The 14,776-nt window shown below is 38.1% G+C and carries 14 protein-coding genes and 1 pseudogene; 13 read left to right on the top strand and 2 right to left on the bottom strand.

Translation table 11 applies throughout. The annotated features are described in order from the left end of the window. Positions 1-114: 114 nt before the first annotated feature. Positions 115-540, bottom strand: a complete 426-nt coding sequence (locus I1A42_RS16180) for a universal stress protein (RefSeq protein ID WP_196124061.1) — start codon at positions 538-540, stop codon at positions 115-117. A gap of 250 nt (positions 541-790) precedes the next feature. On the opposite strand from I1A42_RS16180, the gene ftnA reads away from it, so the two are divergent. From ftnA to I1A42_RS16130, 10 genes and pseudogenes are all read left to right on the top strand, one after another. Then, entirely contained in the window at positions 791-1,318 is a 528-nt protein-coding gene (gene ftnA, locus I1A42_RS16175; RefSeq protein ID WP_161153760.1) for a non-heme ferritin, read from the top strand. Between the two features lie 74 nt (positions 1,319-1,392). Continuing rightward, positions 1,393-1,716 (top strand): universal stress protein UspB, encoded by a 324-nt coding sequence (gene uspB / locus I1A42_RS16170; protein WP_161153759.1) that lies wholly within the window; start codon positions 1,393-1,395, stop codon positions 1,714-1,716. Positions 1,717-1,832: 116 nt separating this feature from the next. After that, a pseudogene (locus tag I1A42_RS16165) lies at positions 1,833-2,849 on the top strand (NAD(P)/FAD-dependent oxidoreductase); the annotation flags it as partial. 125 nt (positions 2,850-2,974) lie between these two features. Continuing rightward, positions 2,975-5,068 carry a hypothetical protein gene (locus I1A42_RS16160; protein ID WP_196124059.1) on the top strand — a complete coding sequence of 698 codons (2,094 nt, stop codon included), beginning with the start codon at positions 2,975-2,977 and terminating at the stop codon, positions 5,066-5,068. After that, positions 5,065-7,212 carry a hypothetical protein gene (locus tag I1A42_RS16155; protein ID WP_196124058.1) on the top strand — a complete coding sequence of 716 codons (2,148 nt, stop codon included), beginning with the start codon at positions 5,065-5,067 and terminating at the stop codon, positions 7,210-7,212. Before I1A42_RS16160 ends, I1A42_RS16155 begins: the two co-directional genes overlap by 4 nt. Beyond that, positions 7,209-7,706, top strand: coding sequence for a hypothetical protein (locus I1A42_RS16150; RefSeq protein WP_017189926.1), 498 nt, complete (start codon positions 7,209-7,211; stop codon positions 7,704-7,706). The genes I1A42_RS16155 and I1A42_RS16150 overlap by 4 nt, the downstream gene beginning before the upstream one ends. Continuing rightward, positions 7,696-9,195, top strand: coding sequence for a tyrosine-type recombinase/integrase (locus I1A42_RS16145; RefSeq protein ID WP_196124057.1), 1,500 nt, complete (start codon positions 7,696-7,698; stop codon positions 9,193-9,195). The genes I1A42_RS16150 and I1A42_RS16145 overlap by 11 nt, the downstream gene beginning before the upstream one ends. Positions 9,196-9,291: 96 nt before the next feature. Next, entirely contained in the window at positions 9,292-10,482 is a 1,191-nt protein-coding gene (locus I1A42_RS16140) for a BaiN/RdsA family NAD(P)/FAD-dependent oxidoreductase (RefSeq protein ID WP_196124056.1), read from the top strand. Between the two features lie 255 nt (positions 10,483-10,737). Next, the gene (locus I1A42_RS16135) at positions 10,738-11,016 is read left to right on the top strand and encodes a hypothetical protein (protein WP_196124055.1); all 279 of its coding nucleotides are present in this window, start codon (positions 10,738-10,740) and stop codon (positions 11,014-11,016) included. 32 nt (positions 11,017-11,048) lie between these two features. After that, complete coding sequence (locus I1A42_RS16130) at positions 11,049-11,951, top strand: hypothetical protein (protein WP_196124054.1); 903 nt, start codon at positions 11,049-11,051, stop codon at positions 11,949-11,951. 237 nt (positions 11,952-12,188) lie between these two features. Here I1A42_RS16130 and I1A42_RS16125 read toward each other — a convergent pair whose 3' ends face one another. Next, complete coding sequence (locus I1A42_RS16125; protein ID WP_196124053.1) at positions 12,189-12,395, bottom strand: helix-turn-helix domain-containing protein; 207 nt, start codon at positions 12,393-12,395, stop codon at positions 12,189-12,191. A 92-nt stretch (positions 12,396-12,487) separates the two neighbouring features. Here I1A42_RS16125 and I1A42_RS16120 point away from each other — a divergent pair, with 92 nt between their 5' ends. Genes I1A42_RS16120 through I1A42_RS16110 form a run of 3 tightly spaced genes read left to right on the top strand, consistent with a single transcriptional unit; the run spans position 12,488 to position 14,758 of the window. Beyond that, positions 12,488-13,030: a phage tail tape measure protein gene (locus tag I1A42_RS16120; RefSeq protein ID WP_196124052.1), complete on the top strand. Its 543-nt coding sequence runs from the start codon at positions 12,488-12,490 to the stop codon at positions 13,028-13,030. Next, on the top strand, positions 13,024-14,406 hold the full coding sequence (locus I1A42_RS16115) for a DEAD/DEAH box helicase (protein WP_196124051.1): 1,383 nt from the start codon (positions 13,024-13,026) through the stop codon (positions 14,404-14,406). Before I1A42_RS16120 ends, I1A42_RS16115 begins: the two co-directional genes overlap by 7 nt. Before the next feature lie 46 nt (positions 14,407-14,452). Next, positions 14,453-14,758: a hypothetical protein gene (locus I1A42_RS16110; RefSeq protein WP_196124050.1), complete on the top strand. Its 306-nt coding sequence runs from the start codon at positions 14,453-14,455 to the stop codon at positions 14,756-14,758. Positions 14,759-14,776: the final 18 nt, after the last annotated feature.

The raw sequence follows: 14,776 nt of genomic DNA, 5'->3' as shown, positions 1-14,776 counted from the left end.
GATGAATGATGTATTCAACGATATAAAAAAATCCCGCGAGTTTGAAGTGACCCCATAAAGTTGGACATTTCTGTTACGCGGGATTTTTTATATCAATTGTGTCTGAGCACTGCGCTAATCGATAAATGGTACAACTAATAGATCAACAGGAGTGCAATTAATCAACTGTTTTGTTGAAGATAAAATCTTGCTCCAGAAGTCTTGGTGGTGACCACAAATGACTAAGTCGATATTAAATTCAGAAATGGTATCGCAGATTTCATTACTTAGATCACCACTCCCCACAAGAGTATGGTTGATAGGATGGTTAGCGTATTTTGCTAACTCTTGCAGCTGGTTAAGAGATGCTTCCATAGAGTTGTGCTGAGTTTCAGCAAGATTGATATCAATCAGTCCGGTATACAGCTCAGCATAATTCACATCAATGTGAATAAAAGAAAGTTGCGCGTTCAAAGGTTTTGCCAGCGCCACCGCTTTGTCGACTATAACTTTGCTATCTTCAGAAAGATCGACGGCAACTAAGATGTGTTGATAACTCATAATGCTATCTCCTTGTAGGTGACTGTCTTAAGCCTATCACTAGTGCTATGAATTTTTTGCAGCGATGATCTCATATACCTTAAATGGCGGTTTGGCATGGGATTCAACGCTTTAATAATAAGTTTCTTTTCAAAAGAATAAGTTCATAAATTAAGTGAGATATTCATTATTGGTCATATTAGCTGCGCACATTACTAAATGATCATGGTATAGTTTGAATTAAATCGAAACAGAGAGTTAGGAGCTTTTCATGCTAGCGCAAGCCATGATTGATCAATTGAATGAGCAAATTAACCTAGAATTTTTTTCATCCAATCTATACTTACAAATGAGTGCTTGGTGTGAAGACAAAGGATTTGAAGGTGCAGCTCAATTTTTACGTAAACACGCAGCGGAAGAAATGGAGCATATGCACCGTCTTTTCACTTATGTAAGTGAAACCGGCGCTTTGCCAATCCTTGGAGCGATTGCAGCGCCAAAACATGATTATGCAGGTTTAGGTGACGTTTTTCGCGAGACCTATGAACATGAGCAGATGATCACTAGGAACATCAATAAGCTTGCTCATGTCGCATTCACTTCCCAAGATTACTCAACATTTAGTTTCCTTCAGTGGTACGTTGCAGAGCAACATGAAGAAGAGAAACTGTTTAAAGGCATTTTAGACAAGTTAGAACTTGTTGGTGAAGACGGTAAGGCTCTATTCTTTATCGACAAAGATCTAGCAGAATTGGCAAAAGCTAGCTCATCTTCACAATCAGATACCTCTGCTGAGTAGTAAGCAGTAAAAGACCAAATTCGGCGATTGTCTTTTTCTCTTGGTGTCTGATGTAAAGATGTGGGGAGGAAAAGATGATCGGCGGAGACATCATTCTATTTGCGTTGCTTTTTGTAACAGCAGTTAATTTAGCACGATGCTTAAGTGCGTTGCGTTCTCTGTTATACATTATGCGTAACGTGCATCCATTACTGTATCAACAAGTCGATGGTCGAGGTTTCTTCTCACCACAAGGCAACTTATCTAAACAAGTGCGCCTCTACTATTACATCAAAAGCAAGGAATATACTCATCATCATGATGAACTCTTTACGGCAAAATGCGATCGGGTTCGTCAGTTATTTATTCTTTGTGTTGCTTTAATTGTGGTTACCACCGTTGCTGCGTTTATTCTTTAGCCAGAGATTGGAAAGCATTAGATTTGCCGTTAGAATACAGGCCTCACGTATTATAAGGATGTGCATCGCACATCCTTTTTTGTTTCTTCTCTATGGTTGATTAAGAGTATTAAGGCATGAGTAAACAAGTCGATGTCGTTATCATCGGTGCTGGCGCAGCCGGTTTAATGTGCGCAGCGCAAGCAGGAAAGCGTGGACGAAAGGTGCTGATCCTCGATCATGCGAAAAAGCCGGGCCGGAAAATTTTGATTTCTGGTGGCGGTCGCTGCAACTTCACTAACTATGACGTTACTGCAGAAAACTACTTATGCCAAAACCCTCATTTCGTCAAATCCGCCTTATCTCAATACACTAATTGGGATTTTATCTCGATGGTGAGTAAGTACGGTATTGAGTTTGAAGAACGTGATCATGGCCAGTTGTTTTGCCTTGAATCGGCAAAAGATATTGTCAGCATGCTACTTAAAGAGTGCGAACAACCTAATATTGAGCAGCAATACCAAGTGGATATTGAAGCAATACAGACCATCGATGACGGTGGGTTTGTTTTGGCCACTAACAAAGGTGAAATCGTTTGTCAGTCGCTGGTGGTTGCAACGGGTGGTCTATCGATGCCAAAACTCGGAGCAACACCGTTTGGTTACAAAATTGCTGAGCAATTTAATTTGCCAGTCATCTCAACCTCCGCCGGTTTAGTGCCATTTACCTTGCACAAAGAAGATAAAGAGGCGTTTGCAGAATTATCTGGAATTGCGGTACCAAGCGAAATCGCAGCCCAATCAGGTAAAACGTTTAAGGAAGCGTTACTCTTTACTCACCGCGGTTTATCTGGCCCTGCTGTATTACAGATTTCTTCTTACTGGAAGCCTGGGCAGTCCGTTAGCGTGAACCTGATTCCCAATATTGATTTAGAGGTTGTTTTACAACAAGCATTGGCAGAGCACCCTAACCAAACGCTAAAAACGACGCTTTCTCGCGTGTTACCAAAACGCTTGGTTGAGGTGCTTATTGAGCGTAAATTACTAGTCGATAAGCCGTTAAAGCAGTTTCAAGGGAAGCAATTAGAACAAGTAGTTAGAGCACTAGAAAACTGGCAAGTGTTACCTAATGGTACAGAAGGCTATCGCACAAGTTCATTCCTAACACACTAGTTTGTCAAAATGGTTGTCATTAATTAGTTTAATGCCTTGCCAATACTGGCTTTTGAGGCTATTTATTAATTTTAATTTGATAATTTTTTTTGACAAGTTGGTGATGATTGAAATTTACGATAGAAAATGGGAAATCTGGCTTTAGAATAGATGATGGTGATGGAGGTTCTATCTTTACCTCTGTATCAAAAACAATCTTAAATCTTGAGGATAAAGAACGCTTAATAGAACAAATTATCTTGTACAATGAAGGCAAAGTGTATAAAACCAAAAAAGCGTGGCTTGGGCGTTTGAATCATACGCTGTTTCCTGCGATTGAATGTTTATGCATTAATGCCTTGCCGAAAACATCCCAGGGTTGGAAAGAGCTTGTGCGTCAAGCTTATGCCTCTACTCTGACTACACCATATTCAAAAGCGAAACTAACAACACGAGTAAAAAACTGGAATTCTAATTGCAGACCATTTCTGATTTTTATGAAAGACCGTGATGTTATTCCGTTATCTGTAATCATCCCTCATATGAAGAAAGTCGGCGAGATAAAAACAAATTCAAGTTTTAATGTTAAGTTGATTGGTCAAAATACTCCAAAAAAAGAAACCTCAATAAAAACTATCGATAAGGTACTGACGCCGATAGGTCTTCATCGAACAGATGCGCAGTATCTCGATGAAATTCGCTTTGATTTAGAGAGAAAAAGGGACAAATTACTCGATTGCCTTAAGAAATATTGGGAAGCGATAACATCACATTATGATTTTGCCAAAAATGTAATTGCTAACATCTCTGAAACAGAACCTGAGCGTATGGCTATTTATGAAAAAGGCAATAGATACTTCAGAGTAACAGAGCAAAACAATAATGGAAAAAAATATTCAGTACGATATCACATTGCCGATCCAAATGCGGAAGGTGGTATTTGGATGTATCTTTATTTACTTGATAAAAATTGCAATGGTATGTGGAAACGAGGCCCCACTGAAGAGTCTTATTTACCATGGAAAGAATTATCAGAATCTGATGGATTGAATTTCCTGCCATCTATTGAAATTGAGAATCCATCTATTATTACTCCAGCGCATCGTTTGGGGTGGTGTATGGGGCTGTTGACTGTGGCTGATGTTAGCTATCTTGTAGCTATACTAATGATGTTAAACCCCAAGTGGACTTTTGAATCATTAGTTGAAGCTAAAACGGTCGATATCGATGGCAAGCCTCATCTTGCTTTGTCTGATTTAGGGATGACTTTTGAAATCGATAAGCGTAGAGCTAGCACAATGAAAAAGGAGGTTCTTGACGATCTTAGTTTAGAGATAATTAGTTTTTTATTAGAGATTCGCCATAAACGTAGTGGTTTGATTTCAAAAGGAAAAGAAGACTACTTATTTTTAACTGTAAACCAGAAACGAGATGCTATAACTAATCCCTCAAGAAGTCGTGTAAGTATCGCATTATCAGGATATAACTCATCCAAACATAAAAACGGCAAAGAGTTTACTACTTGTTTATCAAGTTATTTTCCATCATTAAACCAATTTGGTCTGGGAGCTCGAACTATTAACCATTCAAAGCTTCGGCATACAGAAGGTGTGCTCGAATGGTTTAGAACTGGTTCAGTAAAAGCGGTTAGTAGGAAGCTTGGTAACACAAAAAAAGTTTCAATGGAACATTACATACCTGAGCCACTGTTAGCTGCGTGGAATACAAGACTTGTTCGTAGACATCAAAATTTATTGATAGCTGCTGCGACAATGGGTGAAGACTATCAATTGGAGGCGGTTGATTTTTCATCTCTGAATGAACTTAACGCATTCTTGATTGGGATATTGAGTGATACAGAAAATAAAAGTCCTTTGCTTCAATATCTAAGAGAACACTCAGTTGATACTGATGTTGAATTACCTTCTGAGGGTAGTTTAAATATTGCACTATCTGAGACAGCATTGACGGCCCTCTACACTTATCGTGATTCAGCAAAGCTATGTCATGTTGATGTGGAAATTCTTTCAAAAACAGATTCAACATCAGGTATTTCTCCTCTTGGCTTTATTTATTTGGCAAATCATCTACAGGCAACTTTGCCAATGAAAAGTGAATCTAAATTATCAAAAATGCATAAAACTGCTATAGAGCGTTCAAATGTATTGATAAAGAAGATTGATTGGTCAGATATGTTTATAAAGACGGGAGCTTATTTATGAGATCGTTAGATGTACATATTCCTGAAGCGTTAGTTCCTGAGAGTGATAACATTATAGATTTTCTAAGTGGCTATGATGTAGCTACGGCACCTTATGATGGTGATTTCACTTCGGATTGGCTGTTAACTCCTGTCGATGTTCCTGTGTGGGTAATTAAAAAAAGGAATACAGTCAAGACAACTAAAGCAGAGAAAGCTAAGACAGGTAGAGATTACAAATATGCTGAAACTGTAATTTGGGAAAGACTTTTACCGGATGGTAGTTATCTTACCGATCAGAAAAATGCTCACTTTTTGTATCAGTTGCAAAGGTTAGTATTTTTAGTTATCGAAGATCCTATCAATCAGGAGAGAATGGCTACTTCTCTCATTAAATCGTTCACAGGCTCGTTGTTGAACTTTGTTTCGTGGGTTTTTCTTCACAAAGCTCGCTTTCAACCTCTTGAATTTGGGCTGTCTAAAGTTTCCGCGTCAGATGTTGAAGTGTATGGCAACGAGATGATTAATGGTGGAACATTCCATACTTTAGCTGTCGGTCAGAAAATTCTATCAAAGGTTGGTCTTGTTCTAGGTAAAGAACGTAACCCATGCTTTCTTGAGGCTTCTGAAGTTGAAATAGTTGAAAGGTATTTTCGGGAACACGATTTATATAAATTGAACTTGAGAGGTATTGAAATAGTAGATCGTATTAAAGTGAATGCACACTTTAATACAAAAAAACATGATTTGATGTCGCATGAGGCAACATTGTTCTTGCGGCAATTGGAACCAGATCTTCTGAAGCTAAATGACAAGGTTCTTTTGCCTGCGAATCTTTCTACAAAATATCCCTCACATAAAACGCCACTTATCCGAAATTTTTTGAAGAAAAAATATTCTTCAAGATACATAACTCAATTTATCCCTCTGTATGAAAAAGGTTTTCAGTATGTGAGTCTATTTCCTGGCTTCCTCGGGAACTCTGAAACTTTCACTTTAGGCGACATGAAAGCAAAATGGAAACGTCGTGGCGCACCTCCGTCGCATACCCCTTGGATTCCACTCGATGATGCTTTACTCCTAATAAATAAGTCAATTAACGTAATTATTAATCATTCTGATGATATCTTAAAAGCTTATGAAGATGTGATTGGACATCTTTATGAAAATAAAATCCTTAGTCGTTCAGAGACTAGCAAGTTAGATATTTTGGTGCAACGGCTGCCAGATGCTTTGTTGAAGGAGTTTAATGTTGTTTCTTTTTATAAGTTAGATAGTGCGTTCAAAAACTGTGATGATGAAAATAAGCTTTCATTTGTTTGTTTAACAGAGCTTCTGCAAGCATCTTGCCTCCTTATTATCGCAGGGCTTAAGCCCATCCGAATAGAGGAATTGGCATTACTTCCATATGACTGTCTCTACTTTCAGGAAGGTGATGGATACTGGCTAGAGCAACGACTAATGAAATCCGGCATTTCAGATTTATTACCAGAGACCGCCAAACCTATCCCGACAATAACGGCGAAAGCAATTAACATTTTGCGGAAATTTAATGATTTTGCAAAAAAATGGGGCACTAAAGTAAGTAAAAAAGAATCTGATTATCTTCTCTATCGCCTGAATCTTGGAAACGAGAACACAAGGGGATCGATTATGGATAATGAGAAAATTAAAATGCTTTTAGAAAAGTTTTGCGATTATTTTGGTACGAGTGTGGATGAATACGGCAGACGATGGTACGTAAATATTCATGAATTACGAAAATCCTTTCTACTAACCTTTTTCTGGACATTTAAGAATTCTTCTATTGATGCTTGTCAGTGGATTGCTGGGCACAAAGACCCAGATCATATTCTCGATTATATTGAATCTAGTAACCCTGGAGAAGAGATGACGGACTTAGAAGCTGAATATGCTCGACAGCAAATGACTTATTTTTATGAGAATAGTTCATTATTAGAGATGCAGAATATTGAAGAACTATACCAACTTGTATGTGATCATTTCAAAGTTAAAGACTATACCGATATTGAGGAGGATGAGCTGCACGATTATTTAGAGCTTTTGCTAATGAAGGGTACTTATCAAATAGAATTCTTTAGTATGGGAGATTCCTTTGGTTTGATAAATGAAGCTAAGGTTGCATTTAAGGTTGTAAAGCTATGACTAATAACATGAAGGCGCAATCAGTTATCAATTTATATACAGAAATGCAAAATGCATTAAACGAGAGGTCTGATAAATACACTTGGATTACTGATAAATGCAACAGACAAAGTGAGTTAGCAAGCATCGCTCGTAAAGGAAAAAAGATAGAGGGGATGGCTCTTGGCTCATTTAAAAAATATTGCAATAAGTATATTGATGGTGGATTTGAGGCAGTTGATAATTTAAGAAAATCTATTCTAAAAGAATACACATCAAAGGATATTGAGGAAGTCAATCCAGAGAAGCCGGTTAATAAATTGGAAGAAGCTCTGAGAGAAGTAGAGTCTTTGAGACGAGATCAAGCTATTTTAGTGAAAGCTTATAATGAACTAAATACTATAGTGCTTGATTTAATAGCTAATTCCAGAGGGAATTCTTTGGAATATCAAAAACATCAAGATTTATTTTCATCTTACTTTGGGTTACAGCTAGCGGTTGATAATGAGAAATAATAATCAACTTTGGACTTTTGTACATGACATTGAGTATCCGTCAGTGCTTCGGTTTGATCATCAAACAGGCGAGGTTATTTCTACCGTAGATAAACGAGAAGGTGTTTACCAATTCCGTTGGCCTGATGGTCGTACGTGTTTCCCTGTCGAGATGTATTTATCTGATATATCAGATACTAAGCGTGTAAAAAAATCTGATGGAGGAACTGTTGGAACTTATGCTACCGATTTAACCCATCTTGTGCGGTATTGCTACCATGAAAAGGTTCAATTTCATGAGCTTAGAACTGCTGATATTGATGAGCTTATTAGGCAGCTAGTCGCTGACAAACGTTCAAATGGCAGACGAGCTCGTAGCAATGACACTATAAGACAAGGGATTCTTCCAAAAATAGTAGCATTTTTAAAATGGCTTCAGAAAGAGCACTATCCACAGTTGAATCTGATTGGAGTTGATACGACAAAGGTGCGTTTTCAAATTAAGTTAAAAGTGGTTAAAAAGACAGGAAAAAACGGTAAAGGCTTTGGAGAAACAGAGGTTTTTCCGACCAAGTTGCCTCGCTCAACGCCTCAACTTAAAACACCAATATCTGCAGCGGTAATTAATCAGCTCTGGGATTCTATCAATGATACGAGGAGCGAGATGAGATTAAATGACCGCCTATTAAAATTGTTTGATGAAACAGATCAGGAAGAGCATTTGGACTATATGTACCATCGGAGGAGATTCCAACTTACTATGCTCGAAGCAACGGGGTTAAGGCCTCAAGAATTAGTGCAAATAGAATACGATGATAACATTGAGCTTGTAGAAAATAATAAAATAAAAATTCCAACCTTAAAGCGTGAAGAAGGTCGTTTTCGAATAATTCCAATAGAGAAAAGTGTAGCGATTAAAGTTCTGTTGTTCATGGAAGATCATCGAAAAAAATTAATAGATAGATTGAAAAAAAATGGTCTGATAGCTGACGAAAATGATGTAGATGATTATATTTTTTTAGGTTCAGAGAATGCTAAACAAGTTCAACCAGATGCTGCATATCAAGAATTTCGCCGTTTAAATATACGTGCAGGGGTTGAAGTAAAAAGCTGCCAATCCATGTTCAGGCATCGCTTTATTACAAACATGGTTAAGATTCATTTGTGTTCATTTATGGATAAGAACCCTCTCAAAAATAAGTACAACATCAATGATCATGATTACAGGACGATTTTAAGAAAAGTAGCTGGATTTACCGATCACAAGGACCCTAAGTCATTGTTTCATTACATTGATTTTGCATGGGAGGAACTGGACGTATTCAGTTATGCTTATGAAGTATCCAATCTACAAAGTAGATTGAATGCTATCTCAATTTCTGTGAAGGATTTGAAACTTAAAGTAAATAGCTTTGGTTTAGATAGTGATATGGCGAATCAGATACTTGCAGGTCTAAGTGATATCGAAGAAGAAGCTAATTTGTTGTTTGATAACAACAGCAAGCAGTAATGGTTGCATCGGTAAATTTAAGAGAGGAAGTTTTTTGTAAAAAAGGTAAAATTGCGCTTTTTGAAATCCCATTGATTTTTACTGAGAGAGTTTATCATGTCTATAACTCTGCATGATGTTATTGTAATTGGTGCTGGTGCGGCCGGTCTAATGTGCGCTGCTAGTGCCGGTCAACGTGGGCGCTCAGTCCTAGTGATCGATCATGGCAAACGGCCCGGACGTAAAATCCTTATCTCAGGTGGTGGTCGCTGTAACTTTACTAACTATGATGTGACAGCCAATAACTATCTCTCACAGAATCCACACTTCTGTAAATCAGCATTATCGCAATTCACTAATTGGGATTTCCTTGGGCTAATTGCTAAGTACAACATACCGTTTCATGAACGAGATCATGGGCAACTATTCTGTGATGATAGTGCGAAAGATATTGTTAACTTGCTTACCAGTGAATGTGAAGAAACTGGGAACGTTAAGTATAAGTACCAATCTGAAATTATCTCGGTTGAACGTATCGATGACAATGATTTTGAAGTTAAAACAACTCAAGGTACATTCAAAAGTGAATCGCTAGTGATTGCCACCGGTGGGCTATCAATGCCACGCCTTGGAGCTACGCCATTCGGCTGGAAAATTGCGGAACAGTTTGGTTTGGGGGTTATACCGCCTCAAGCGGCATTAGTACCGTTTACATTAGATGGGCGTGAGAAAGGACTTACGGAGCTAACCGGTACAGCTTTACCAGTACGAATAAGTTGTAATAACAAAGAGTTCCTTGAGGCTCTATTGTTTACTCATAGGGGGATATCTGGTCCATCTATACTGCAAATATCTTCGTATTGGAACCCTGGTGATTCTGTTACTGTAGATTGGTTACCGGAAACGAATGCATTAGAGTTTTTAGAAAAGGCAATCGCTAAGAACCCTGCACAAGAGCTGAAAACATCTTTATCTAAAGTTCTTCCTAAGCGATTAATTGATTATTTTATTGAACTTAATGTATTTGAAAATAAACCACTACGTCAGTTTAACAAGAAGCAAATTGAAGATGTTGCTTTAAACCTCCATAACTGGAAGATAAAACCAAATGGGACTGAGGGCTACCGAACAGCTGAAGCTACATTGGGGGGAGTTGATACCAATGAACTTTCATCTAAAACAATGGAATGTAAATCAATAAAAGGCCTATATTTCGTTGGTGAATGTATGGATATCACTGGCTGGTTGGGTGGTTACAATTTTCAGTGGGCATGGTCATCTGGGTGGGTTGCTGGTCAGAATGTTTAACAATGAAATCTGAATTGGTTGAAACCTGCATACAATTTTACAGAGCCAATCTTCATCTACATTTAGATGCATATTTTTTTCGGACAAAAATCACTTTTAATCCGACCCAAATTGTGCAAGTGTGGACTAATAACTATTAGTTGCTATATTTTATAGTGTTGTTAAAATGCGCGCCGAGAAAAAAAAGTGCATAATTTTTGCACAGAAAACTACTTTCAGTACTTTGTCTCTGTAAGTAAGTTCAGGGGGTAAGCGATGAAATTCACACATATACAGTCTAAAGATTTACCAAATGTAGACCCTTACGTCAAAGAATGTGTAAACTCTGGTCAATGGTTTCTTTTCAAATCACCTAACAAAGAGACTGAAGCGTCCTACTTTCTAAAAGTTGGAAAAGAAATTTATGGGTTAGATGAAAGTGGAAAAATACTACTTTCTATTACTCCTGAAGAACTAACGATGGAAGAACTGTTCTACTTTGATGATGTACCAAGACCTGTATCCCTAAGTAATCAGTTTTCTATGAGCCTGTAATTATATTCATACAAAAATAAGTTAGCTGCAACGTGAGTCTAGTCAAAAGCAACACTAGGTGGGTACTGTTCCTCGCTTCATCAGATGTCAATCCCGAAGATCGCCATATACTTGATTTAGTATATGGTTTGTCTTCTCTAGAAAGAGCGGGTATCCGACCAGAGAATATATCTGTGTATGTTGATGGAAAAGATAGGACTAACATTAACAACCTCTTTCAAATAGCATCGCCAAACATCTACAACATACAGTTAACCCAAGATTTTTTCATTGATATGCAAAATAACAAGTATGACAATCTAGTTATGTTTGTTACCGGTCATGGCAGTGAGAAAGGAATCGACGCAGCTAAGCCTATTACACCGTATCGCCTATTAGAATCGATAAAATCATCCCCTAAACTAGACCAAGCTATTATCTATCTTGGCCAGTGTTTTGCTGGAATATTCAACTATGTGAAAGCTAGTAGAACAGGTAAAAATGGGCCCAATATTATTTTTATTGGAGCTACTGAATTACAGGAAAGCCTAAGTACATCTACCGCAGAAACCTTCCCAACAGATCCTAACCCGGTTTCATGGCAAGCGAACTTATTCCTACTTCATGTATTTAAATGGATTTCCTCACCATTCGATGTCGATGGTGATTCGGTACATACTATTATGGATTCTTACAAATATGCAGGTGTAATGACAAACCGTTCCCATAAAAATATAAAAGCAAATGAGTTCATTAGACTTATGGGTGCTTACGGAGATCTAAGAGAAGCACAACGTGCTGCAGGCACTCCTACAGGAAATCCATCAATAGATATGATGAGTAAAGTTCGTCTTCAAGCAATGGAAACACAGTATTTACGGAGTTCATATATCAATAATGTCCATCAAGAATGCTGGATATTAAACTCGATCCCAGCTCAATCGATTGAAATATAACGATATCTGGTAAAACGTGTCTCACTGTAATCTATGCTGCGTAAATTGATGTTAATTGGCAGTCGGATTAGTAATTATGTTCAGATATTCAATCCACATATCAAGAGCAACTTTCTTCTCTGGCAGGTACTAACTTCGTTTATAAATCGCCATTATAATTTTAATATGAGATGACAAAGTTGACGTATTAAAAGGAATGCTGATTTTAGGAATGGTTTTTACTCATTCCATATTCCTTTACGGCAATAAATCCCGGACATCGCAACCAAGAATACTTGCCAACTGGTACGCTTTTTCCAGTGTGATATTGACTTCTCCTCTTTCGATTCGACCGACATAGCTTCGGTCGATGTCTGCTGCATTAGCAAGTCTATCTTGAGATAGACCTTTATCTTTACGCATTGCTCGTAAGTTTGCTCCGAATTTGATTGCTAGGTCTTTCATTTTTATGGGTTCTCAAAATGAAAGACTATCCTGTATTGCGGATCATATAACCACGGATTATAATCCGCATTTTGGTTTGAATTTGAACTCTTATGACGAATAAAACAGTGCTTAATGAATATATCTATACCCTACTCATAGAAAAGGGACTTGATGGGTTTACGGTGCCCCGTTTACGGGATGAACTATTAAAAATAACTGGAGAGTTCAAAGACGTAGTAGAGGCTCGTAAATTTCTTTATCGCAATCTATTACAGTTAGAGCAAAAAGGATTGCTTCAGACCAAAGGTCAAGGACGCAAGAAAACCTATCACAAGTCAGAAATGTTCAAAGCGACTGAATTTAAACCTAAAAAACGAAAGTCACAAAAGATAAAACCGGTAACAAGAAGCAGCGATAAGACACTTAGTTTTGATGAACTTGTTTTGGAAAGAAGAAAGTATGAAGCTGAACTAGCGATCGCTTTAGCTGAGATCGAGGAATTTCAACTATTGTCTGAAAGGTTACCATCCCAGAAATCATCATTGTTAAGGCTCTCAGAAGAAACTAGAGAAAGATCGGTCAGATATCTTGCCAAGATTAATGTGCTTAATCAGGCTCTCAAGCTTACTAATCTCGGAAAATCAGAATGTTAAGAGTATGGCAACAAGAGTGTGTTGAACTAGCTTTACAAAGGTATTTGTCTGGACAATCACATTTCCAGGTTCAGGCCACTCCAGGGGCCGGAAAAACGGTAACCGCCGCAGAAATCGCTAAAAGGCTGTATGACTTAGATAAAATAGATCTGGTTCTTTGTTTTTCTCCATCATTAACGATTGCTGAAGGTATCAAAAATACCTTTTCATGGCGATTAGGGTGCTCTTTTAACGGGGGGCTTGGGTCAATAGGTGCGTCATTTACTTATCAAGGTATGAAATACCTTAGAGATAGCTTTTGGGAAACAATTAAAAAACACCGGGTATTAGTTGTATTTGATGAAATTCATCATTGCTCAGGTGATGAAATTGAAAATGCCAATGTATGGGGAGAGCAAATTTTGAGACAGATTCAAGGAATTGCTGCGTTTACATTGTCCCTATCAGGCACTCCCTGGCGGTCTGATTTACTGCCAATTACATTAGCACAGTATTCTGACGCTGAAGGTCGTATCCAGTGTGATTATCAATATGGTTTAAAGCAAGCGATTATGGATAAGGTCTGTCGCTCACCAAAAATTGTACTAATCGATAATGATCACTTGTCGATTTCTGAAAGTGGACAATCAAAGTCATTTTCATCCATTCCAGACCTTTTAAAGCAATCAGCAACGTCGTATCAAAGCATTTTGCAGAATGTTGATGCGATGACCTATGTGCTTGGTCTTGGCTGTAAAAAGCTGGCAGAAATACGTATGGATAACCCTAATGCCGGTGGTTTGGTTGTTGCTTCATCAGTAGGACATGCAATCGAAATTCAGAAAGTTTTGGCTGAGACATATGAGCAAAGCACAGAGATAGTCACTTACTATCATGACAATCCATTAGAGAAAATCAATGGATATCGGAACGGGACTACCCAATGGATTATCAGTGTCGGAATGATTAGTGAAGGGACGGATATTCCGCGTCTACAAGTCTGTTGCCATTTAAGTTATGTGAAGACAGAACTTTATTTTAGACAAGTTTTAGGACGAATTTTGCGAACTAATGAATCCTTGAATCAGCAGGCATGGTTGTACACTTTTGCTGAAGAAAGTCTGGTGAGTTTTGCAGAGCAGATCGAGCAAGATATTCCGGACTCATGTTTGTTTATTAAGCCAGATAATTTGCAAGATAGACCTCAAGCTTCTGTTTCGTCAGATCGAGATTCCTTCTCTGATCAACAAAAGAGAAAAACTGATATTGGGAAAATACAGCTTAGTTGGAATAAAGAACGTTCGGAAAAACAGTCAACCATATCTGCGTACTCAGCTTCTTCTGGGCAACTGAACTTGGGGAATTTCAGAGAGCGTGTAATCGCTGCATTTCTGTAAAAAATAAATATTTTTAAGAATGACAATATGTTATCGAGGTCTTGATATGTTTTACATCGGAGTTAGCCATTATTATGCGACGGGTGAAGGCGTCACCATTTATGTAGCTAGCGGTAGCGAAGAAGCAATACGGGCAGCCATTCCTGAGTATTTTCATCAAGGACTCACTATTTTAACCCCCTCAGCGTGGCTCAAAGCAGCTGCTGGGGACTGTAAGGATGAATACCACCAATCTGATGTGGAGGTTCTTAAAACCTATCTACCGGTGTTATGGAAGCAGATTGAGGAAAGGGCTTTAGAAAGAGGATGTTATCTAGATTTTTTCATGAAGCACCATTTTAACTATGCCTAAGACGGACTAGGTGGTTTC

Origin of the sequence: Vibrio nitrifigilis, from assembly GCF_015686695.1 — a bacterium.
Lineage (GTDB): Bacteria > Pseudomonadota > Gammaproteobacteria > Enterobacterales > Vibrionaceae > Vibrio > Vibrio nitrifigilis.
The sequence above is the reverse complement of the archived record's forward strand: the minus strand, read 5'-3'. Positions and strand labels throughout refer to the sequence as shown.

What these genes read in the sequence shown, in the direction of transcription:
- I1A42_RS16145 (WP_196124057.1), top strand. Translation starts at nt 7,696, where the DNA reads ATGAGAAATAATAATCAACTTTGGACTTTTGTACATGACATTGAGTAT.
- I1A42_RS16120 (WP_196124052.1), top strand. Translation starts at nt 12,488, where the DNA reads ATGACGAATAAAACAGTGCTTAATGAATATATCTATACCCTACTCATA.
- I1A42_RS16140 (WP_196124056.1), top strand. Translation starts at nt 9,292, where the DNA reads ATGTCTATAACTCTGCATGATGTTATTGTAATTGGTGCTGGTGCGGCC.
- uspB (WP_161153759.1), top strand. Translation starts at nt 1,393, where the DNA reads ATGATCGGCGGAGACATCATTCTATTTGCGTTGCTTTTTGTAACAGCA.
- I1A42_RS16115 (WP_196124051.1), top strand. Translation starts at nt 13,024, where the DNA reads ATGTTAAGAGTATGGCAACAAGAGTGTGTTGAACTAGCTTTACAAAGG.
- I1A42_RS16135 (WP_196124055.1), top strand. Translation starts at nt 10,738, where the DNA reads ATGAAATTCACACATATACAGTCTAAAGATTTACCAAATGTAGACCCT.
- I1A42_RS16125 (WP_196124053.1), bottom strand. Translation starts at nt 12,395, where the DNA reads ATGAAAGACCTAGCAATCAAATTCGGAGCAAACTTACGAGCAATGCGT.
- I1A42_RS16110 (WP_196124050.1), top strand. Translation starts at nt 14,453, where the DNA reads ATGTTTTACATCGGAGTTAGCCATTATTATGCGACGGGTGAAGGCGTC.
- I1A42_RS16155 (WP_196124058.1), top strand. Translation starts at nt 5,065, where the DNA reads ATGAGATCGTTAGATGTACATATTCCTGAAGCGTTAGTTCCTGAGAGT.
- I1A42_RS16180 (WP_196124061.1), bottom strand. Translation starts at nt 540, where the DNA reads ATGAGTTATCAACACATCTTAGTTGCCGTCGATCTTTCTGAAGATAGC.
- I1A42_RS16150 (WP_017189926.1), top strand. Translation starts at nt 7,209, where the DNA reads ATGACTAATAACATGAAGGCGCAATCAGTTATCAATTTATATACAGAA.
- ftnA (WP_161153760.1), top strand. Translation starts at nt 791, where the DNA reads ATGCTAGCGCAAGCCATGATTGATCAATTGAATGAGCAAATTAACCTA.